Source organism: Palleronia pelagia (genome assembly GCF_900110115.1).
In the GTDB taxonomy this organism is placed as follows: Bacteria; Pseudomonadota; Alphaproteobacteria; order Rhodobacterales; family Rhodobacteraceae; genus Palleronia; species Palleronia pelagia.
This window is the reverse complement of record NZ_FOCM01000007.1, coordinates 117454-137496: the sequence shown is the minus strand read 5'-3', so window position 1 is coordinate 137496 and position 20043 is coordinate 117454. Positions and strand designations below refer to the sequence as shown.

At 67.5% G+C, this 20043-nt stretch carries 25 protein-coding genes; 13 read left to right on the top strand and 12 right to left on the bottom strand.

Annotated elements, in window-relative coordinates:
- Positions 1-37: 37 nt before the first annotated feature.
- Positions 38-961, bottom strand: coding sequence for a manganese-dependent inorganic pyrophosphatase (locus tag BMX96_RS15130; protein ID WP_091846248.1), 924 nt, complete (start codon positions 959-961; stop codon positions 38-40).
- A gap of 121 nt (positions 962-1082) precedes the next feature.
- Here BMX96_RS15130 and BMX96_RS15125 point away from each other — a divergent pair, with 121 nt between their 5' ends.
- Genes BMX96_RS15125 through BMX96_RS15115 form a run of 3 tightly spaced genes read left to right on the top strand, consistent with a single transcriptional unit; the run spans position 1083 to position 2933 of the window.
- Complete coding sequence (locus BMX96_RS15125; protein WP_091846247.1) at positions 1083-1742, top strand: DUF2161 domain-containing phosphodiesterase; 660 nt, start codon at positions 1083-1085, stop codon at positions 1740-1742.
- 25 nt (positions 1743-1767) lie between these two features.
- Positions 1768-2661, top strand: a complete 894-nt coding sequence (locus BMX96_RS15120) for an SPFH domain-containing protein (RefSeq protein ID WP_175481759.1) — start codon at positions 1768-1770, stop codon at positions 2659-2661.
- A complete protein-coding gene (locus tag BMX96_RS15115; protein WP_091846246.1) occupies positions 2661-2933 on the top strand; it encodes an NfeD family protein in 273 nt (90 codons plus the stop codon). Before BMX96_RS15120 ends, BMX96_RS15115 begins: the two co-directional genes overlap by 1 nt.
- Positions 2934-2951: 18 nt before the next feature.
- On the opposite strand, the gene BMX96_RS15110 is transcribed toward BMX96_RS15115, so the two are convergent.
- Positions 2952-3353 carry a hypothetical protein gene (locus tag BMX96_RS15110; RefSeq protein ID WP_091846245.1) on the bottom strand — a complete coding sequence of 134 codons (402 nt, stop codon included), beginning with the start codon at positions 3351-3353 and terminating at the stop codon, positions 2952-2954.
- Positions 3354-3641: 288 nt separating this feature from the next.
- On the opposite strand from BMX96_RS15110, the gene BMX96_RS15105 reads away from it, so the two are divergent.
- The 4 genes from BMX96_RS15105 to BMX96_RS15090 all read left to right on the top strand — a co-directional run bounded on the left by BMX96_RS15105 (position 3642) and on the right by BMX96_RS15090 (position 7405).
- Entirely contained in the window at positions 3642-3929 is a 288-nt protein-coding gene (locus BMX96_RS15105) for a co-chaperone GroES (RefSeq protein WP_073128995.1), read from the top strand.
- A gap of 53 nt (positions 3930-3982) precedes the next feature.
- Positions 3983-5626, top strand: a complete 1644-nt coding sequence (gene groL / locus BMX96_RS15100; RefSeq protein WP_091846244.1) for a chaperonin GroEL — start codon at positions 3983-3985, stop codon at positions 5624-5626.
- A gap of 169 nt (positions 5627-5795) precedes the next feature.
- Complete coding sequence (locus tag BMX96_RS15095) at positions 5796-6632, top strand: DMT family transporter (protein ID WP_091846243.1); 837 nt, start codon at positions 5796-5798, stop codon at positions 6630-6632.
- Positions 6633-6673: 41 nt separating this feature from the next.
- A complete protein-coding gene (locus tag BMX96_RS15090) occupies positions 6674-7405 on the top strand; it encodes an alpha/beta fold hydrolase (protein WP_091846242.1) in 732 nt (243 codons plus the stop codon).
- Positions 7406-7418: 13 nt separating this feature from the next.
- Here the strand turns inward: BMX96_RS15090 and BMX96_RS15085 are convergent, their stop codons facing one another.
- The 3 genes from BMX96_RS15085 to BMX96_RS15075 form a co-directional block, all read right to left on the bottom strand.
- Complete coding sequence (locus tag BMX96_RS15085) at positions 7419-8483, bottom strand: 5-(carboxyamino)imidazole ribonucleotide synthase (RefSeq protein WP_091846241.1); 1065 nt, start codon at positions 8481-8483, stop codon at positions 7419-7421.
- Entirely contained in the window at positions 8476-8961 is a 486-nt protein-coding gene (purE, locus tag BMX96_RS15080) for a 5-(carboxyamino)imidazole ribonucleotide mutase (protein WP_091846240.1), read from the bottom strand. The genes BMX96_RS15085 and purE overlap by 8 nt, the downstream gene beginning before the upstream one ends.
- A 192-nt stretch (positions 8962-9153) precedes the next feature.
- A complete protein-coding gene (locus BMX96_RS15075) occupies positions 9154-9387 on the bottom strand; it encodes a YdcH family protein (RefSeq protein WP_073129000.1) in 234 nt (77 codons plus the stop codon).
- A 137-nt stretch (positions 9388-9524) separates the two neighbouring features.
- Here BMX96_RS15075 and BMX96_RS15070 point away from each other — a divergent pair, with 137 nt between their 5' ends.
- Positions 9525-9983, top strand: a complete 459-nt coding sequence (locus tag BMX96_RS15070) for an Hsp20 family protein (protein ID WP_091846239.1) — start codon at positions 9525-9527, stop codon at positions 9981-9983.
- Entirely contained in the window at positions 9980-10216 is a 237-nt protein-coding gene (locus BMX96_RS15065) for a DUF1150 family protein (RefSeq protein WP_073129002.1), read from the top strand. Before BMX96_RS15070 ends, BMX96_RS15065 begins: the two co-directional genes overlap by 4 nt.
- Before the next feature lie 29 nt (positions 10217-10245).
- Here the strand turns inward: BMX96_RS15065 and BMX96_RS15060 are convergent, their stop codons facing one another.
- Entirely contained in the window at positions 10246-11154 is a 909-nt protein-coding gene (locus tag BMX96_RS15060; RefSeq protein ID WP_091846238.1) for a cation diffusion facilitator family transporter, read from the bottom strand.
- A gap of 49 nt (positions 11155-11203) precedes the next feature.
- Positions 11204-11671 carry an SH3 domain-containing protein gene (locus BMX96_RS15055; protein WP_091846290.1) on the bottom strand — a complete coding sequence of 156 codons (468 nt, stop codon included), beginning with the start codon at positions 11669-11671 and terminating at the stop codon, positions 11204-11206.
- Positions 11672-11889: 218 nt separating this feature from the next.
- Here BMX96_RS15055 and BMX96_RS15050 point away from each other — a divergent pair, with 218 nt between their 5' ends.
- Positions 11890-12876, top strand: a complete 987-nt coding sequence (locus tag BMX96_RS15050) for a 2-hydroxyacid dehydrogenase (RefSeq protein ID WP_091846237.1) — start codon at positions 11890-11892, stop codon at positions 12874-12876.
- Here the strand turns inward: BMX96_RS15050 and BMX96_RS15045 are convergent.
- Positions 12873-13604 (bottom strand): hypothetical protein, encoded by a 732-nt coding sequence (locus tag BMX96_RS15045; protein WP_091846236.1) that lies wholly within the window; start codon positions 13602-13604, stop codon positions 12873-12875. The two genes, BMX96_RS15050 and BMX96_RS15045, sit on opposite strands and share 4 nt — an antisense overlap.
- 303 nt (positions 13605-13907) lie before the next feature.
- Between BMX96_RS15045 and BMX96_RS15040 the strand changes: the two genes are divergently transcribed.
- On the top strand, positions 13908-15620 hold the full coding sequence (locus BMX96_RS15040; protein WP_236737091.1) for an alpha-glucosidase: 1713 nt from the start codon (positions 13908-13910) through the stop codon (positions 15618-15620).
- A 32-nt stretch (positions 15621-15652) separates the two neighbouring features.
- On the opposite strand, the gene BMX96_RS15035 is transcribed toward BMX96_RS15040, so the two are convergent.
- The 4 genes from BMX96_RS15035 to BMX96_RS20145 all read right to left on the bottom strand — a co-directional run bounded on the left by BMX96_RS15035 (position 15653) and on the right by BMX96_RS20145 (position 18704).
- On the bottom strand, positions 15653-16168 hold the full coding sequence (locus BMX96_RS15035; protein WP_091846235.1) for a hypothetical protein: 516 nt from the start codon (positions 16166-16168) through the stop codon (positions 15653-15655).
- Positions 16169-16230: 62 nt separating this feature from the next.
- A complete protein-coding gene (panB, locus tag BMX96_RS15030; RefSeq protein ID WP_091846234.1) occupies positions 16231-17064 on the bottom strand; it encodes a 3-methyl-2-oxobutanoate hydroxymethyltransferase in 834 nt (277 codons plus the stop codon).
- Complete coding sequence (gene panC, locus BMX96_RS15025; RefSeq protein WP_091846233.1) at positions 17061-17906, bottom strand: pantoate--beta-alanine ligase; 846 nt, start codon at positions 17904-17906, stop codon at positions 17061-17063. Before panC ends, panB begins: the two co-directional genes overlap by 4 nt.
- Before the next feature lie 333 nt (positions 17907-18239).
- Complete coding sequence (locus tag BMX96_RS20145; protein ID WP_330220650.1) at positions 18240-18704, bottom strand: hypothetical protein; 465 nt, start codon at positions 18702-18704, stop codon at positions 18240-18242.
- On the opposite strand from BMX96_RS20145, the gene BMX96_RS20140 reads away from it, so the two are divergent.
- Together BMX96_RS20140 and rpsD are read left to right on the top strand one after the other, a co-directional pair.
- On the top strand, positions 18597-19226 hold the full coding sequence (locus tag BMX96_RS20140; RefSeq protein ID WP_330220649.1) for a Hint domain-containing protein: 630 nt from the start codon (positions 18597-18599) through the stop codon (positions 19224-19226). The two genes, BMX96_RS20145 and BMX96_RS20140, sit on opposite strands and share 108 nt — an antisense overlap.
- Positions 19227-19336: 110 nt before the next feature.
- The gene (gene rpsD / locus BMX96_RS15015; RefSeq protein ID WP_073129011.1) at positions 19337-19957 is read left to right on the top strand and encodes a 30S ribosomal protein S4; all 621 of its coding nucleotides are present in this window, start codon (positions 19337-19339) and stop codon (positions 19955-19957) included.
- Positions 19958-20043 lie beyond the last annotated feature (86 nt).

Sequence of the window (20043 nt, the reverse complement as noted above, 5' to 3'; positions counted from 1 at the left end):
GCGCGCCGGTTCGTCCGTGTCGTGAGGCGTGGCCGGCTTACAGCGTGAGGTTCGGCATGATCTGCTTCTTGCGCGACATGATGCCGGGCAGGACCACGTAATCGGCATCGCCGCAGACCGTCGAGAAGCTCTTCTCGGCCATGCTGCGCACCATGTCGTTGGGGAGGAGCATCGTGGCTTCCTCTTTCAGGATATCGACCACGAACAGCAGAACCTGGTCGACGCCGTCTTCCTTGGCCACGGTGTCCATGGCGCTCATCAGGCTGTCCTTGCGCGACAGGACCTGGTCGGGCGACGTGGTTTCCAGCACGCTCACGCGGAAGGTCTTGCCGTCGATCTCGGCTTCCTTGCTGTCCATGCGCAGCAATTCTGCATCCGAGAAGGCCGACACGTCGGACTTCGCCGCGAACATTTCCGAGGCGAAGATCTCGACCTGCACGCCCAGGTCCGACGCCAACGATTCGGCCAGGGCCTTGTCGGTGTCGGTCGTGGTGGGCGAGCGGAAGGCGAGCGTGTCGGACAGGATGCAGGCCAGCATCGTGCCCTTGGCCCATTCGGGCATCTTGGCGGCATCGTCACCCATCAGCTCGTGCATGATGGTCGCGGTGCAGGCCAGCGGCTTCACCGTGATGTCGATGGGGCCCTTGGTGGACAGGCCGGCCACCAGGCGGTGGTGGTCGATGATGCGGCGAATGTCGGCATTCGCGATGTTGGCAGGAAGCTCGGCCGGGTTGTTGGTGTCGACGATCACCACGCGCTGGCCGTCCTCGACATCGTCGATGATCCGCGGCTTCGGCAGGTCGTATTTCTTCAGCAGCCACGCGGCCTCGGTGTTGGGCTCGCCCAGCAGGACCGCTTCGGCCGAATGTCCCAGGACCTCGTTCATGTACCACGCCCACAGGATCGGCGATCCGGTCGAATCGGTGTCGGGGGCCTTGTGGCCGAAAACCAGGGTGCTCATGGGGATCTTCCCTTGTGAAATGCCGTTTGCGGCGCGTGTATAGGGGGCCGCGTGCCCCTTGTCACGGGACCTTGGCCGATCCGCGATTCCCCCCGCGCCGCGCCTGCGCTAGACCGGGTGCATGCCCGCGCGCGAGACCGATCTCTACCCGCCCCTGAAGGCCTTCCTGCAATCGCAGGGCTACGAGGTGAAGGGCGAGATCGCCGCCGTCGACCTCGTGGCCTGCCGCGGAGACGAGGACCCGGTGCTGGTCGAGATGAAGCTGGGGTTCTCATTGTCGCTGGTGAACCAGGGCGTCGACCGGCAGGCGATCAGCGACTGGGTCTACCTGGCAGTGCCGTGGAAGAAGGGCGGGGTTCCAAAGGCGCAACTGCGGCTGTGCCGTCGGCTGGGACTGGGCCTGATCACCGTGCGCGGTGACCTGGTCTGCGTGCATTGCGACCCGGCGCCTTACACCCCGCGCAAGCTGCCCCGGCGCAGGGGCCGGCTGTTGCGCGAGTTCGCCCGGCTGGAAGGGGACCCGAATGTCGGTGGCGGAACGCGGCAGGGCCTGATGACCGCCTACCGGCAGGACGCGCTGGCCTGCGCCCGTTTCCTGGCCGGACACGGCCCGGCAAAGGGCGCCGCGGTCGCGCGCGCGACAGGGGTCGAACAGGCCACGCGAATGATGCGGGACAACCACCACGGCTGGTTCGACCGGATAGGCACAGGTCTTTACGACCTCAGCCCGAATGGCAGAAACACCATATTTCTGACATCAGAAGCGTCTAGGAAGGGCTGATTATTTCACAAATCGGACAATAGCCGTGAGCGTCGAAGACATTCTCTTTTCCCTGATCGGCGAGAACGCGGTCCTGCTGATCGTTGCCGTCCTGCTGGTCGTCACGGTTCTGAAGGGCGTGAAGATCGTCCCGCAGAGCCAGAAATTCGTGATCGAGCGGTTCGGACGATTGCGCAGCGTGCTGGGACCGGGGATCAACCTGATCGTGCCCTTTCTCGATCGCGTGGCGCACAAGATCAGCATCCTGGAACGCCAGCTGCCCAACGCCGAACAGGACGCGATCACCGCCGACAACGTGCTGGTGAAGGTCGAGACCAGCGTCTTCTACCGTATCACCGAGCCGGAGAAGACCGTCTACCGCATTCGCGACGTGGATGGCGCCATCGCGACGACGGTGGCCGGCATCGTGCGCAGCGAAATCGGCAAGATCGAGTTGGACCAGGTGCAGTCCAACCGATCCGAGCTGATCGGCAAGGTGCGCGAGCAGGTCGAGATGATGGTCGACGACTGGGGCATCGAGGTCACCCGCGCCGAGGTGCTGGACGTCAATCTCGACGAAGCCACCCGCGCGGCCATGCTGCAACAGCTGAACGCCGAGCGCGCCCGCCGCGCTGCCGTGACCGAGGCCGAGGGCCAGAAACGCGCCGTCGAGCTGGCCGCCGATGCCGAGCTCTACGCCGCCGAGCAGGAGGCCAAGGCGCGCCGCGTGTCGGCCGATGCCGAGGCCTATGCGACCCAGGTCGTCGCCGCCGCCATCGCCAAGAACGGGCTCGAGGCCGCGCAGTACCAGGTCGCGCTGAAACAGGTCGAGGCCCTGCAGGCGCTGGGGCAGGGGACCGGCAAACAGACGATCGTCGTGCCCGCGCAGGCGCTCGAGGCGTTCGGCGACGCCTTCAAGCTTTTGAAGGGGCGCGGCTGATGGGATTGTGGGACCAATGGTGGGTCTGGATCGTGGCGGGCGGTCTGCTGGCCCTGCTGGAGCTCGTGATTCCGACCTTCATCCTCCTGGGGTTCGCCCTGGGCGCGCTGGTGGTGGCCGGGGCGCTGTGGCTCGGCTGGCTGGGCGGGTCGGTTTTCGTCACCCTCGTGGTCTTCGCGGCGGCGTCGCTTGTCGCGTGGATTGCGCTGCGCCGGGTCCTTGGCGTGCGGCGCGGACAGGTGAAGCGCTGGGATACCGACATCAACGACTAGCCGGCAGGCGCGGCCGCTTTACTGGATCGACAGGTCCACGCGGAACGCGCTCGTCGCGCCCGCGTCGCGGTCGTTGCCCATCTGGTAGACGCGCAGGGTATAGGTCCCGTCCTCGGGAAGCGTCAGTTGCACCGTGCGCCCCTCGGTCGAGCCGATGAAGATCGCCACGTCGTCGCTGCCGGGCGGCAGGATGTTGAAATACACGCTGCCGTAACCGTCGGTCTCGGCCAGTTCGAGTTCGGCGAACATGGTCTGCGCGCCAGCGGCGGCCAGGCGGTAGTCGGCGTAGGCGTTGCCGGTGATCTCGCCCTCGATCATCGTGCCGTAATCCCCCGCGTCGAAGGTCACCGTGTAGCTGTCCTGCGCGGCGACCGGCGATGCGAGGCACAGCGCGACGAGTGCGACGGCCAGGTGTTTCATGGATGCCTCCCGGGTTCGGTTCTTCAGTTTCTCCCGGGGGTCTGTGACCGCGCAAGAAAAAACATGGCGTGCGGGCTTGCATCTCCTGGCCCATGTGCGCGAAGAACCGGGCACTAGGCGCGGAAAACAAATGATTTTTCGGGCGACGGGCCCAGTTTTAGCCCCCGCATTTTCAGCACCCCGATCCAGTTGACAGGGCCGCTCGCGGTGCCTATCTCAGCGTCCGTTAGCACTCGACCTTAGTGAGTGCCAACGCGAACAACAATGAACTCAGAGGAGCGTTCAGAGATGGCATTTACCCCCCTGCATGACCGCGTGCTGGTCCGCCGTGTCGAAAGCGACGAGAAGACCAAGGGCGGTCTGATCATCCCCGACAGCGCCAAGGAAAAGCCCGCCGAGGGCGAAGTCGTGTCCGTGGGCGCCGGCGCCCGTGACGAGGACGGCAAGCGCGTCGCCATGGACGTCAAGCAAGGCGACAAGATCCTGTTCGGGAAGTGGTCGGGCACCGAGATCACGCTGGACGGCGAAGAACTGCTGATCATGAAGGAATCGGACATCCTGGGCGTCATCGCCTAAGCGACCCGTTTCTTCGATCTATCCACACCAGATAAAGTCAGAGAGGAGTCATCATGGCTGCCAAGGACGTCAAATTCGACACTTCCGCCCGTGACAAGATGCTCAAGGGCGTGAACACCCTGGCCAACGCGGTCAAGGTTACGCTGGGCCCCAAGGGCCGCAACGTCGTCATCGAGAAGAGCTTCGGCGCGCCCCGCATCACCAAGGACGGTGTTTCGGTCGCCAAGGAAATCGAACTCGAGGACAAGTTCGAGAACATGGGCGCTCAAATGGTGAAGGAAGTCGCTTCCCGCACCAATGACGAGGCCGGCGACGGCACCACCACCGCCACCGTGCTGGCCCAGGCCATCATCAAGGAAGGCATGAAGTCGGTCGCCGCCGGCATGAACCCGATGGACCTCAAGCGCGGTATCGACCTCGCCACCGCCAAGGTCGTCGAGGCCATCAAGGCCGCCGCCCGCAAGGTCGAGAACTCGGACGAAGTCGCCCAGGTCGGCACCATTTCGGCCAACGGCGAGAGCGAGATCGGCCGCCAGATCGCCGACGCGATGCAGAAGGTCGGCAACGAGGGTGTCATCACCGTCGAGGAGAACAAGGGCCTCGAGACAGAGACCGACGTCGTGGAAGGCATGCAGTTCGACCGCGGCTACCTGTCGCCCTACTTCGTGACCAACCCCGACAAGATGATCACCGAACTGGACGACTGCATGATCCTGCTGCACGAGAAGAAGCTCTCGTCGCTGCAGCCCATGGTCCCGCTGCTCGAGTCGGTCATCCAGTCGCAAAAGCCCCTGCTGATCATCGCCGAGGACGTTGAAGGCGAAGCGCTGGCCACCCTCGTGGTGAACAAGCTGCGTGGCGGCCTGAAGATCGCTGCCGTGAAGGCGCCGGGCTTCGGCGATCGCCGCAAGGCCATGCTGCAGGACATCGCGATCCTGACCGGCGGTCAGGTCATCAGCGAAGACCTGGGCATGAAGCTGGAAAACGTCACCATGGACATGCTTGGCACCGCCAAGAAAGTGTCGATCACCAAGGACGAGACCACCATCGTCGACGGTGCCGGTGAGAAGTCCGAGATCGAAGCGCGCGTCAGCCAGATCCGCACCCAGATCGAGGAAACCACCAGCGACTACGACCGCGAGAAGCTGCAAGAGCGCGTGGCCAAGCTGGCCGGCGGTGTGGCCGTCATCCGCGTGGGCGGCATGACCGAGGTCGAGGTGAAGGAGCGCAAGGACCGCGTCGACGACGCGCTGAACGCCACCCGCGCCGCGGTTCAGGAAGGTGTCGTGGTCGGCGGCGGTGTTGCCCTGGTGCAGGGTGCCAAGGCGCTCGACGGCCTGAAGGGCGAGAACGGCGACCAGGACATCGGCATCTCGATCGTCCGCAAAGCGCTCGAAGCGCCGCTGCGCCAGATCGCAGAGAACTCGGGCGTCGACGGCTCGGTCGTCGCGGGCAAGATCCGCGAATCGGACGATCCGAAGTTCGGCTTCAACGCCCAGACCGAGGAATACGGCGACATGTTCAAGTTCGGCGTCATCGACCCCGCGAAGGTCGTGCGTCACGCGCTTCAGGACGCCGCCTCGATCGCCGGCCTGCTGATCACCACCGAAGCGATGGTGGCCGACAAGCCGCAGAAGGAAGGCGCCGGTGCCGGTGGCGGCATGCCCGACATGGGCGGCATGGGCGGCATGATGTAAGAGATCTTCGGATCGAAGATCTTGCCTGCATCTGCAGGGCGGGGGGCCTCGGTTTCGGGGCCCCCTGTTTTTTGTGAGCGTTGGAGTGAGTCTTTGCAGACCAGTGATGACCGAGCGTGCCGCGCCGGGCGTCCGCGCCCGCGGCATTTTGCACCGTTGAGGGGATGACATGCGCCTGACGCTTCTCACCCTGCTGGTCATGGTGGCCTTCGCCGCCAACTCGGTCCTGAACCGCGCCGCCCTGCTGGGCGGCGGCAACGACGCGCTGAGCTTTGCCGCCCTGCGGGTGCTGGCGGGCGCCGTGGTCCTGGGCGCCATAGCCACCGCGCTTCGGCGCGGCGACTGGCTGCGGCGACTGCGCGGTCCGGGCGCGGTCATGCTTGCCGTCTACGTCATCGGGTTTTCCCTCGCCTACGGTCGGCTCGACGCGGGCGCCGGCGCGCTGATCCTGTTCGGCGGGGTGCAGGTCACCATGTTCGCCGGCGCGATCCTCTCGGGCGACGCGGTTCCGGCGCGGCGCTGGGCCGGGTCCGCGCTGGCGCTGGCGGGGCTTGCCCTGATGTTCTGGCCGGGCGGGAGCGGGGGCGTCTCGCTTATCCACGGGCTCGCCATGGCGGCGGCCGCGGTCGGCTGGGGGATCTATTCGCTGCTGGGGCGCGGCGTGTCGGACCCGATTTCCGCCACGGCGGCGGCGTTTCTCGGGGCGGTGCCGCTGGCTCTGGTCGCGATGGCGCTGGGTCCCGCACCCCTGTCGCTGGACGCAGGCGGCGTGGCGCTGGCCCTGGTGTCGGGCGCGGTCACGTCGGGGTTGGGCTATGCGCTGTGGTACGCGGTGGTGCCGCAACTGGGCGCCACCCGCGCCGCGCTGTGGCAGTTGAGCGTGCCGGTGATCGCCGTGCTGGGCGGGGCGCTGATCCTGTCCGAGCCCGTGGGCCTGCGGCTCGTCGTGGCGTCGGGCCTGGTGGTCGGCGGGATCGCCCTGGGCCTCGTGGGCCGGCGAGGTTGATCCGCACTGGTATCGCCCGGCGTCGCGCCTATCTGCCACCCATGCGGTTCATCATCATTCTTCTCCTGGCCCTGGTGCCAGCCCTCGGCGTGGCGCAGGGCAATGTGTCGCCGGTACACCGGGCGGCCAACGGTGAATGCGTGGTGCTGCTGCACGGTCTGGCGCGCACCAGCGCGTCGATGCTGGTCATGGCCGAGGCCCTGCGGCTGGAAGGCTACGGCACCGTCAACGCGGGCTATCCTTCGACCGAGGCCCCGATCGAGACGCTGGTGTCGGGTATCGTGCCGAAAGCCGTGGCCGCCTGTGGCGACCGGCGCGTGCATTTCGTGACCCACTCGATGGGCGGCATCCTCGTGCGCGCCTGGCTGGAGGACAATCGCCCGGCCAAGATGGGCCGCGTCGTGATGCTGGGACCGCCCAACCAGGGCAGCGAACTGGTGGACGTCTTCGGCGAGCTAGGGCCGTTCGAGTGGATCAACGGCGAGGCGGGCCTGCAGCTGGGCACGGGCGCGGGCAGCTATCCCAACCGGCTGGACCTGCCGCGGTTCGAGCTTGGGGTGATCGCCGGGGACCGGTCGCTGAACCCCCTCTATTCGACGCTGATCGAGGGACCGGATGACGGCAAGGTCTCGGTCGCGTCCACCCGCATCGCGGGCATGGACGACCACATCGTGCTGCCGGTCACCCACACCTTCATGATGGTGAACCCGCTGGTCATCGCGCAGGTCATAGCCTTCCTGAAGGACGGCTCGTTCGACCGGTCGAACCTGTAAGGTCAGGCGGGCCTCAACGGCGGCGGTTCACGTGGCCCATCTTGCGGCCCGGCCGCGCTTCGGCCTTGCCGTAAAGATGCAGCGCGGCGGCCGGGTCCGCCAGGATCCCTGGCAGCGCGTCCGAATAGTCGCCGATCAGGTTCTCCATCTCGATGTCTCCATGTCGGCTCCCGTCGCCCAGCGGCAGGCCCGCCACGGCGCGGATGTGCTGCTCGAACTGGTCGATCGTGGCGCCGTTCTGGGTCCAGTGGCCCGAGTTATGCACCCTCGGGGCGATCTCGTTCACCACGAGGCCGCTGTCGGTCACGAATAGCTCGATCCCCATGACGCCCACGTAGTCCAGCGCCCCGAGGATGCGCGCGGCCAGCAGCACCGCGTCAGTGGCCAGCGCGTGGGGGATGGCGGCGGGCACGGTGGTGCGCCGCAGGATGCCGCCCTCGTGCAGGTTCTCGCCCGGATCGTAGCAGGCGACCGCGCCGTCCAGTCCGCGCGCCGCGATGACCGAGATCTCGCGCTGGAACGCCACGAAGCCTTCCAGGACCGCGGGCGCCCCGTTCATCGAGCCGAGCGCCTCGTCGGCGTCGCCGGGGCTGTCGATCCGCGCCTGCCCCTTGCCGTCATAGCCGAAGCGCCGGGTCTTCAGGATCGCGGGCGTGCCGATCCGGGCGAGCGCATCGTCCAGCGCGGCGCGGTCCGGCACGTCGGCGTAGGGCGCGGGGGTCAGGCCCAGATCAGCCAGCCAGTCCTTCTCGACCAGCCGGTCCTGGCTCACGCGCAGGGCCTCGCGGCCGGGCCGGATGGGGCGATGCCGCTCGAGGATATCCAGCGCGTCGGTGGGGATATTCTCGAACTCGTAGGTGATGACATCCGTCGCCTCTGCGAAACGGGCCAGCGCCTCGGCGTCGTCGTATCCCGCCTTCAGGTGGAAATTCGCCACGTGGGAGGCGGGGCAGTCGCCCGCCGGCTCGAAGATGCAGGTCTTGTAGCCCAGGCGGCTGGCGGCCACCGACAGCATCCGGCCCAGCTGGCCGCCGCCAAGGATGCCGATGGTCGATCCGGGGGGAAGGGCGTCAGTCATCTTGCGGCTCCTCGGGGATCGAGTCGGACAGCGCGCGGCGCCAGGCGTCCAGCCTTTCGGCCAGGGCCGGATCGCCGAGGGCGAGAATGCCGGCCGCCATCAGCCCGGCATTGGCCGCGCCCGCGGCCCCGATCGCCATGGTCGCCACCGGGAAGCCCTTGGGCATCTGCACGATGGAATAGAGCGAATCGACACCCGACAGCGCGCGGGTCTGTACGGGCACGCCGATCACCGGCAGGCGGGTTTTCGACGCCATCATGCCGGGCAGGTGCGCGGCCCCCCCGGCGCCCGCGATGATGACCTGCAACCCGCGGTCCACGGCCCCGCGGCCATAGTCCCACAGCCGGTCCGGCGTGCGGTGGGCCGAGACGATGCGCGCCTCGTATCCCACCTGAAGCGCGTCCAGGATCTCGGCCGCTTCGCGCAGGGTGGGCCAGTCGGACTGGCTGCCCATGATGATGCCGACGGGTGGTGTCATGGGCCGCTGTCCTCGCAAACTGGCAAACAGGACGGGGGCCAGCCCCCGCACCCCCGAGGTATTTCGGGAAAGATGAAGGGGCAAGGGCTTCGGCGGCCAATGGCGTGCGTCCCGGCCTTGCAGGTCGCAAAATATTCCGGAGGCGGCGGGGCAGGGGCCCGTGTGCTGCACCCGTCCGCGCGGTTGCGGCGATCAGGCGATGATGTCGGGGAAGATGCGGTCCTCGATCGCGGCGATCTGGTCCTTCAGGGCAAGCTTGCGCCGCTTGAGCCGCTGCAGCGTCAGCATGTCGGCGGTGCCCTTGTCCTGCAGCGCGCGGACAGAATCGTCGAGGTCCCGGTGCTCGCGCTTGAGCACCTCCAGCCGGACGCGGAGCACCTGCTCTTCGTCCATGCGCAGGGGGTTTTTCGGGGGCGGGCCGTTCATGGACGCAGAGTGCGCCATTTGCGCGGGCCGGGCAAGCGCCCCTTGCGAGCGCGCCCGCCGCCCCCCATATCTTGTGGCAAGCGGCCGCCGATCACGGGGCCGTACCACAGGCACGATCGCTTTACGAAGGACGTGGCATGACGAAAATGGCTTTGGGATCGCATCCCTTCCTGTTGGGCTTCGAGCAGCTGGAAAGGCTGGTCGAGCGGACGGCGAAGACGGATGCCGGCGGCTATCCCCCTTACAACATCGAACAGGTGAGCGAGCGGGCCTACCGCATATCGCTGGCCGTGGCCGGTTTCGGCGAGGACGACCTGTCCATCACCGTCGAGGACCGGCAACTGGTGGTGCGCGGACGCCAGTCCGAACCGGAGGCCGATCGCGTGTTCCTGCATCGCGGCATCGCGTCGCGGCAGTTCCAACGGACCTTCGTGCTGGCGGACGGCGTTGATGTGACGGGTGCCAAGCTCAGCCATGGGCTGTTGCACCTGGATCTGGAGCGTGCGCCGCAGGACAGCATCGTCCGCACTATCCCCATCGGGGGGGCGTCCAGCACCAAGCCGTCCCGTCGGACCCAGAAGGAGGGTGAAGAATGACCGAAGAATTTGCCGGACTGATCGATCACAACGCGTCCGAGGACAATATCGTCTACGTCCGCCCGGTATCGGTGTCGGACCTGCCCGAGGAACTGCGCGAGCAGGCGGGCGAGTTGGACGAGATCTACGCCGTGCACAATGCCGACGGCGATCGCCTGGCGCTGGTGGCCGACCGCTCGCTGGCGTTCACCGTGGCGCGGCAGAACGACATGGCGCCGGTCAGCGTGCACTGATCATCTGACGCCATCGCAATTTGCAAGCTTCAGGCCCCGGCATTGTCCGGGGCCTTCTTCGTTCGCACCGGGTCCTTGTGGATGATAACGTCTGCATTCGGATAGCGGTCGACGATGGCCCGCCGCAGGGCGGCGCCGATATCGTGCGCTTCGGTCAGGGGCAGGTCGCCCCGGATTTCCACGTGCAGGTTCACGAACACCCGGCTGCCGGCCGTCCGGGTCTTGAGGTCATGGAACCCGTCGATCCCCGGCCAGTCCTCGGCCAGCGTCTCGATCCCGCGGATCATGTGGGTGGGGGCGGCCCGGTCCATGAGCGCGTTCCAAGCCCCCACGCCGATACGCAGCGCCCCTATCGCCAGCATTGCCGCCGCGCCCAGCGCGATCACGCTGTCGAGCGCATAGAGCCCGAACTGGGCCGCCGCCGCCAGCGCCGCCAGCGCGCCCAGGTTCGGGACCAGATCGCCCAGGTAATGCAGACGGTCGGCCAGCACGACGCGGTTGCCGGTCTCGCGCGCGACCCATGTCTGGAACGCGACCAGCGCCGCGGTCAGCGCCACCGACAGGATCATCACGGCGATCCCGCCGCCGGCATTCGCGATCGGCGTTTCGGTGTCGGCGAACAGCCGCCCCAGTGCCACGGCGGCGATGGCCCCGGCCGACACCAGGATGAAGGCCGATTGCCCCAGCGCGGCCAGGTCCTCGGCCGAGCTGTGTCCGAAGGCGTGGTCATCGTCCGGCGGGCGCTGGGCGTAGCGCACCGCCGCCAGCCCGCCGAGCGACACCATCAGGTCGAGCCCCGAGTCCGCCAGCGACGCGGCCACCGACACCGATCCGGTCGTCCCGAAGGCCCAGAGCTTGGCCGCGACGAGGATCAGCGCCACCGAGACGGAGGCGCCGGTCGCCAGCAGGTTCAGTCTGTCGGGACTCGGGCGTGCCATGGCGCCGGGGTTTAGGGCAGGGCAGGTCCTGCTGGCAAGCGCGACGGGCCTAGTCGATCACCTCGTTCGGGCCGACGCCCCACAGATGCGCCTTGCGCACCCAGCCGCGATGTCCGCCCGCGCGGATCCGGCACCATTCGGGCAGGCACCGGTCGATGCGAGCGACCACGCCGCGCTGAACCCGGGCGTTCTCGGGCGTGCCCTCTGCGGGTTTCAGCAGCATGGGCGCCTCGTCTGCCTCGACTAGCACCGTGCGGACCCCCGACAGCAGCGAGTAATGAACCCAGCCGCCCTGGCCGTCGCGATCCTGGACCCGGCGCCAATGGCCATGCTCGGCCACGATCATCAAGGGCAGGTCCTTGCGGCGATAGACCCAGTCGATCCGGTGGCTGAGCGATGGGCCGCGGCGTACGTTGCCCTCGGTCGCCTTCATCGAGACGAAGCGCGGCATCGGCAGCTGCGTAACCGGCCCGCGGCCGGACGCGCCGAGAAGGGGACTCTGAGGGCTCTGTGCCATGACCTGCCCGGTGACGACCACCAGGAGAAGCACCGCGACGGCCCATGCCGCCCACACCGATTTCGCTGCCATTCGCCTGCCTGCTCGAGCTGCCATTGCCCTTGGACGGTTCCGCGTCCTGCCGGGGTCTTCGGTGGCCGCCTTACGGCTTGTGCCTTGCCCCATTAGCAGTCAGTTTGCGCCAAACGACGTCGGAACGAAAGCCGGAGGCCACGGGCATGGGAGATGGACGCCTGAGTGTTGTTGTCACGCGACGGTTGCCCGAGGCGGTGGAGTCGCGGCTGTCCGAGCTGTTCGACGTGCGCCTGCGCGACACCGACGCCCCCATGACGCGCGAGGAGCTGGCTGCCGCTGTGGCGGATGCTGATGTCCTGGTTCCCACCATCACCGACCGGATCGACGGCCCGCTGCTGGCGCGCGCAGGTCCGCGGCTGAAGCTGATCGCGCATTACGGGGCAGGGGTCGACAATGTGGACGTGGCCACCGCGCGGCAACGTGGCATCCTGGTGTCCAACACCCCTGGCGTGACCGTCGACGACACCGCCGACATGACCATGGCGCTACTGCTGGCGGTGACCCGCCGCATCCCCGAAGGATTGTCGGTGATGCAGCAGGGCGCGTGGGAGGGCTGGGCGCCAAATGCCTATCTCGGAGGGCGCATCGCCGGGCGTCGGTTGGGCATCCTCGGCATGGGGCGGATCGGCCAGGCGGTGGCGCGGCGCGCCCGCGCCTTCGGCATGGCGGTGCATTACCATAACCGCACCCCCCTGCGCGCCCCCATCGAGGAGGCGCTCGAGGCGACCTATCACGACAGTTTCGACCACATGCTCAGCCGGATCGACGTGCTGTCGATCAACTGCCCGCACACGCCCAGCACCTTCCACCTGCTCAATGCCCGGCGCATCGCGCTGCTGAAGCCCTCGGCTGTGGTGGTCAACACTTCGCGGGGCGAGGTCATCGACGAGAATGCGCTCGCCCGCGCGTTGGAGCAGGGCGCCATCGCGGGCGCCGGATTGGACGTGTTCGAGCACGGGACCGAGGTGAACCCCCGGCTGCGCGAACAGCCCAACGTCGTCCTCCTGCCGCACATGGGATCGGCCACGCGCGAAGGGCGGCTCGAGATGGGCGAGAAGGTGCTGTTGAACATCAAGACCTTCGCCGATGGCCACCGGCCGCCCGACCAGGTCGTGCCGGGCGTTCTCTAGGCCGCGGGTCTCTGGGGCGCCGCGGCTGCGTCGTCGGTGATGTCCGTCATCCGCATCAGCGTGCAATAGGCTTGATCCATGCGGTCGCGGATCGGGTCCATCTCGCAGCGGATCAGGCGCGGGCCGTTGCCTGGCACCGGCAGCGGGTAGACATAGACCTGCGGCTCGCCGGCGAAACTGCGACGCAGCGCGTGCGCGGCGCGCGTCTCGTAGCGGGACAGCCCGATGATCTCGGTGATGTGCAAGTCCAGCATGCGCGCCGGGGTCGAGCCATGGAATTGGGCGTTGGCCGGGCTGACCGCCAGGTAGCGTTTGGAAGGTCCGATGGCGACCATGCGGTCGGTGCTGGCGGCGAGGAACGCGGCCAGCTCGTCCGGGTCGGCGACACTGGAGTCCAGCTTTGCCGGACGGCGCCGCCCCTGGGCGGCCGGTCCCGCCCGTTGTGGCAGGTCGAGGGCGCTCAGCCGGTTCGACAGTCTCAGCGCGATGTCGAGATCGCGGCTGTCGGACACGTCCTGGTATTGTCGGCTGGATCGGCGCACGAAAAAGGCGACCATGTCGCGCAGTTCGGCGGTGCTCTCGGGCTCGTGCCTTTCGGCGGCGTCCGTCAACTCGGCCACCCGGCGCAGCAGGCGTGCATGGGTGCGAGCCGATGTCGAGTCGCGCAGCGCAGCGGACAGTTGCGCTTCGGCCAGCTTGAGGGCGTGCGCGATCTCGGTAAAAGTCATAGATCGAAATCCCGGGAAACTACTCGGCAACAGATAATCACCTATCAACCTAAAGAGGTAGCAGCCGTCCCGTAAAGCGCTGCGACGGTCGATAGACGGCGGCAGGGTGCGTGTTCGGCCATGGTGTCAGCGGCGAATAACTCGGTTGCCGCCTTGAAGATGCGGCGAGCTGCGGGACTTTCTCGGCATCAGAACCATGTGGACCGGCGGAGCGGGACACACCGTCCGTTGGCGATTCCGACCAATGCCGCAAGGCATTCCGGATTAATAAGAAAACCGAAGTATTTTGAGGGGCAAGAAGCAGTGACCACCTTCGAGCGAGCGAAGAACCACGGCGTCAGCGGGCCGAATGGCGCTCCGGCAACCGCGGCGGGCGCAGGAAATAACGTTGCGTCACCGTGGTGGAAAAGCGCGGTTGGCTACCAGATCTACCCGCGCAGTTTCTGCGACAGTGACGGCGACGGGGTCGGCGACATCCCGGGCATCATCTCGCGGCTGGACCACCTGGCCGATCTCGGGGTCGGGTTCATCTGGCTCAGCCCCGTCTATGCCTCGCCCCAGCGCGACAACGGCTACGACATCAGCGACTACCAGGCGATTCACCACGAATACGGCACGCTCGACGATTTCGACCGGCTGGTGACCGAGGCACGTGACCGCGGCATTGGCATCGTCATGGACCTTGTGGTCAACCACTGCTCGGACGAGCACGCCTGGTTCAAGGCGGCTGCCGCATCGCGCGACGCCCCCGAGCATGACCTGTTCATCTGGCGCGAAGGACGGCCGGGCGGGCTGCCTCCCACCGACAAGCGCGCCATCTTCGGTGGCCCGGCCTGGACCTATGTTGCGGCGGTCGACCGGTGGTACCTGCACCTGTTCAGCCCCGGCCAGCCCGACCTGAACTGGGACAACCCGGACCTGCGCGACCGGATCTGGTCCATGATGGAATGGTGGATCGACCGCGGCATCGCGGGCTTCCGCATGGACGTGATCGACCTGATCGGCAAGGACGTGGATCGCGGCCTGTTCGACGAGGGGCCGCATATCTGGGACCGGCTCGGCGAGATGCACGACCGCGTGCTGAAAGGGCGCGACCTGTTGACTGTGGGCGAAAGCTGGGCCGTCAGCCGCGACACCGTCCTGCAATACGTCGCGGACGCGACGCCGCTGGCCATGATGTTTCACTTCGACCACGTGAAGCTGGGCTGGGACCCGCAATTCCACAAGTTCCGCCCGCGCGAGGTCACGCCCCTGATGCTGAAGCGCGAAATCACGGCGTGGCAGACCCACCTGCGCGAATACGGCTGGGATGCGCTGTTCCTGTCGAACCACGACCTGCCGCGCCACATTTCGCGCTACGGCGACGACGGCGTGGGACGGATCGCGTCGGGCAAGGCTCTGGCGGCGATGCTGCACCTGCTGCGCGGCACGCCCTTCGTCTACCAGGGCGAGGAGATCGGCATGATCAACACCCGCGCCGCGTCGCTGGCCGATGTTGAGGACCTCGAGGCGCATGGCCAGTACGAGGGATTCATGGCGAATGGCCTGACCCATGCCGAATTCATGGAGGGCGTGAACCTGAACGGCCGCGACAACGCCCGGACGCCGATGCAATGGGATGGGGGGCCGGGCGCCGGCTTCACCGCCGGGACGCCGTGGCTGCCGCTGAACCCCAACAGCCGCGAGGTGCACGTCGCCGCCGACCGGGCCGACCCGGACGGCTTGTTCGCCTTCTACCGGCACCTGATCGGCTTGCGGCGCGAGCTGCCGGTGCTGATCCACGGCGGCTTCCAGGCCTACCTGGAGGATCATCCGGCCGTCTTCGCCTTCACTCGCGGCTGGCGCGAACAGAGGCTGGCGGTTCTGGTCAATCTGACGGGCGAGGCGCAAACGCTCGAGCTGCCCGACGCCCTGTGCGGATCGGGCCGGCCCGTCGTTCACACCCACGTGGCCCGGAGGGGCTTGCAAGGCCGCGTGACGCTCGAGCCATGGGAGGCGGTCGCGCTGCTGCGCTAGGGCAGTGCGCCCGCGCCCGCTGGCGGATCGGATCAGGCGGTGACCAGCTGATAGGTCTCGGCGGCGAAACTGTCGGTCAGGCGGCGGAAGAATCGCGCGCGCGAGTTGATCGCGGCGCCGATCAGCACGCCGGTGCGCGTCTCGGCGGCTTCGCCGGCCGTCACGTCGAGCGGGTAGCTCGCCACCGTTGCGCCGCCGGTGACGATCCGCACCGATCCGGTCAGCCGCGATTGATCGCCGCCGGTGGCGGTGCGGAAGCTGTCGGCGAGGTTCAGGCGCGAGATGTCCACGATGATCTGCGCGGTGCCGTCGGCGCCGATCCGGTCGCTGAATTCCTGCCTGAGCTCGGCTTCGAGCGTGGGCGCCAGCTGGTTGCGATACTCGCCCGCCGCGTTCGTCAGGTAGGCGGTGCCGCCGGTGTTCACGGTGATGTCGTTGAAGCGCAGGTTGCGCGCCTCGGCCCGGCTGAGCGGGTTGGCGCGCGGGCCGGGTACACAGGCCGACAGGGTCGCGGCAGAAGCGAGGGCAAGGAAAGAACGTCGATACATAAGGCCTCCCGGGTCATCAGTCGTTAGCCCGGGTAAACCTAGTGCGGTCGCCGTCCGGTCAATCAGCCCTGCGGCGGCTTGGTCTTGTAGACCTGGTCGTCGGTGGGGAAGCTGCGGTCGCGCACCTCGCCCGCGTAGGCCGACACCGCGCGTTCGATCTCGGCGCCGAGGTTGCCGTAGACCTTCACGAATTTCGGCGGGCGGTCGCCCAGGCCCAGCATGTCCTCCAGTACCAGGATCTGCCCGTCGCAGTTCTTCGACGCGCCGATGCCGATGGTCGGGATGTCCACGGCCTGGGTGATCTGGTCGGCCAGCGGCTCGACCACGCCCTCGACGACCAGGGCGAAGGCGCCGGCCTCGGCTACCGCCTTAGCGTCTTGGATGTGCAGGGGCCAGCTGTCCTCGTCCCGGCCTTGCGTCTTGAAGCCGCCCAGCGTGTGGCTGGATTGCGGGGTCAGGCCGATATGGGCCATCACCGGGATACCGCGCTGGGTGAGGAAGTGGATGGTTTCGGCCATGCGCGCGCCGCCTTCAAGCTTGACCGCGCCGCACTGGGTTTCCTTCATGATCGTGGCGGCGTTGCGGAAGGCCACGTTGGGGCTTTCCTCGTAGCTGCCGAAGGGCATGTCGACGACGATCAGCGCCCGCTGGGTGCCGCGCACCACGGCGCGGCCATGCATGATCATCAGGTCCATGGGCACGCCCACGGTCGTCTCCATCCCGTGCATCACCATCCCCAGGCTGTCGCCCACCAGGATGAAATCGGCGTGCTTGTCCACGATCGCCGCGGTGTGCGCGTGGTACGAGGTCAGCGAAACGATGGGCTCGCCCCCCTTGCGGGCGGCGATCTGCGGCGCGGTGATGCGGCGGACGGGCTTTTGCGGCTCTGAGCTCATGGGCGGTCCTTCACGGGGGCTATGACGCGGTTGTCGATCAGTAGCACGGGACCGAAGCGAACGGCCAGAAGCACCACGACCGGCTCATCGGGCGTGCCGGTCACGGGGGCCAGGGTCGCGGCGTCGCGGATGTCGATCGACGCGATCTCGGCGCCTTCGGCCCGCTCCAGGATCTCGCGCAGAAGCTTGCGCATCCGCCCCACCGACAGGCCGGGTCGTCCCTGGACGGCCGACAGCGCGGCATGCAGGGCAGGGGCCGCGGCCCGCGCCTCGGGCGTCAGGCGCAGGTTGCGCGACGACATGGCCAGCCCGTCGGCCTCGCGCATGGTGGGCACGCCCTCGATGCGCACGGGGATGTCGAGGTCGCGCACCATGGTGCGGATCACCTGCAACTGCTGGTAGTCCTTCTCGCCGAAATAGGCGGCGTCGGGCTGGCAGATGTTGAACAGCTTCGTGACCACCGTGGCCACGCCCCGGAAATGGCCGGGCCGCAGGCGACCGATCAGGATCTTCGCCAGCTGCGTGGTCTCGACGACGGTCTGCGCGTCGGGGTGGTACATCTCGGCCGGGGCGGGGGTGAAGACGGCGTCGACGCCCTCGGCCCGCAAGAGCGCAAGGTCGGCCTCGGCCGCGCGGGGATAGGTGTCGAGATCCTCGTTGGGTCCGAACTGCGTGGGATTCACGAAGATGGTGGCGATCACGTGGTCGTTCTCGGCCCGGGCGCGGCGCACCAGGCTCAGGTGCCCCTCGTGGAGCGCGCCCATGGTCGGCACCAGCCCCACCGTCCCGGGCAATGCCGCGCGAAAGCTGCGCAGGCTTGTCTTCGTCTCGCATTTTTCCATCGAAACTCTCCCGTCCGATGCCCCGTAGCGGGGCTCCCCTCGATCCCGCAGATAGCCCGGAGGCCCCCGCGGGTCCAAGGGGGAAAGCCTCGCACGCCAAAGGCGATTGTGGGGCGTCGGCCACAGGCTGCCGCAATGTCAAATGACAATGGCACCGGCTGACGTGGTCCGTGTTAAGGTCACCGGATAACACGCGCAAAAAGCGCGGAAAAGACAGAGGCAGGCCGGAACGTGACGATAGCCAAGGGCACGTTCGTCATCGCTTGGTCGCAAACGGAACTCGACGGGCTTCGAGCGCCGCCACCCACGGCGCTTTTGGCCGGAGCATGCTGGTCATGGACCGGCGAGGCGGTGTGCGTTGACGACACGAACCATATACTGGTCCTCAGGGGCCATGAAGGACAAGCTGATCTCGGGCGGCGCGCGGCGCGAGCTGCGCATCGCATGCTGCGGCGCGCGGCTGTCGATATCGGTGAACCACTGGACCCCGAGGCGGCGCATCTCGACCCCGACCGTGCCTTCACGGTCACTGACGGACGCCAGGTCTGGCGTCTCGCCCTGATAGAAACGGCGCTTGCGGCGCAGCCGCTTCTGATGGCGCAGGGTTCCCTGCCGCCGCGCGGCCGCGATCTCTGGGTCGTCCGTGCGCCAGAACCCTCCCCGTCGCGGCTGATGCGGCCCGATCCTAGGGTGATCTGCTTCACCGCCGGGACGACGTTGCTGACGCCGGATGGATACCGTCCGGTAGAAGACCTTGGCGCGGGCGATCGGATCATGACCCGCGACGACGGGGCGCAAGAGATCCTGTGGGTCGGCGAGACGACCCTGTCGGGCGCGCGGCTGGCGGCCGCGCCGCATCTGCGCCCCGTCCGCCTGCGTGCCCACGCCATGGCAGACGGGATGCCCGATGGCGACCTGCTGGTGTCGCCCCGGCACCGCATCCTTGTGGGCGGGCAGGCGGCGCGCGACTTGTTCAACACGCCCGAGGTCCTGGTCGCCGCGCGCGACCTGGTGAACGACCGGACGATCCTGGTCGACCATTCCTCGCGGTCGGTGCGCTATGTCCACATTCTGATGGAGCGCCACCAGGTGATCTTCGCCAACGGGATCGCGTCCGAGAGCTTTCACCCCGCCGACGCGGATCTCGACGCGCTGGCGCCCGCTGACCGGATTGCGCTGGAACGGGCCGTTCCGGGACTTCCCGCCAACCCCGAAAGCTACGGCGATCTGGCCCGCCGCACGCTAGGTCCAGCCGAGGCCGCGATCCTTCTGCAAGGCGCCCGGTCGGACGCATTGACACTGTCCGCAGGGCGCGTATAAGCCGCCGCTCATTGGTGTTGGTGGCCCCCGCGAGGGGATGCCTGTCGGCGGCGGGAATGCTCCCAAGGCAAAGGACAACGCCCTTTTGACATGACAAAAGGAGATCAGCCGTGACCAAACGCACGTCTGCCAAGTACAAGATCGACCGCCGCATGGGCGAAAACATCTGGGGTCGCCCCAAGTCGCCGGTGAACCGCCGCGAATACGGCCCCGGCCAGCACGGCCAGCGCCGCAAGGGCAAGATGTCCGACTTCGGCATCCAGCTGCGCGCCAAGCAGAAGCTCAAGGGCTACTACGGCGACCTGACCGAGAAGCAGTTCCGCCGCATCTATGCCGAAGCCGAGCGTCGCCGCGGCGACACCGGTGAGATCCTCATCGGCCTGCTGGAGCAGCGCCTGGACGCCGTCGTCTATCGCGCCAAGTTCGTGGCGACCGTCTTCGCCGCGCGCCAGTTCGTGAACCATGGCCACGTGCTGGTGAACGGCAAGCGCGTGAACATCCCCTCCTACCGCGTCAAGGAAGGCGACGTGGTCGAGGTGCGCCAGAAGTCGAAGCAGCTCGCCTCGGTGCTGGAAGCCGCCGGCCTGCCCGAGCGTGACGTTCCCGACTACCTGGACGTCGATCACTCGAAGATGACCGCCACCTTCACCCGCGTGCCCAGCCTGGGCGATGTGCCCTACCCGGTGCAGATGGAACCGAACCTGGTCATCGAATTCTACGCCCAGAACTAAGGGCGCGAAGACCGAAGAATTTCCAAGGGCCGTCCCGCCGGGGGCGGCCTTTTTCGTGTCCGCCATCGCGCCGCGTGTTCCGGGAC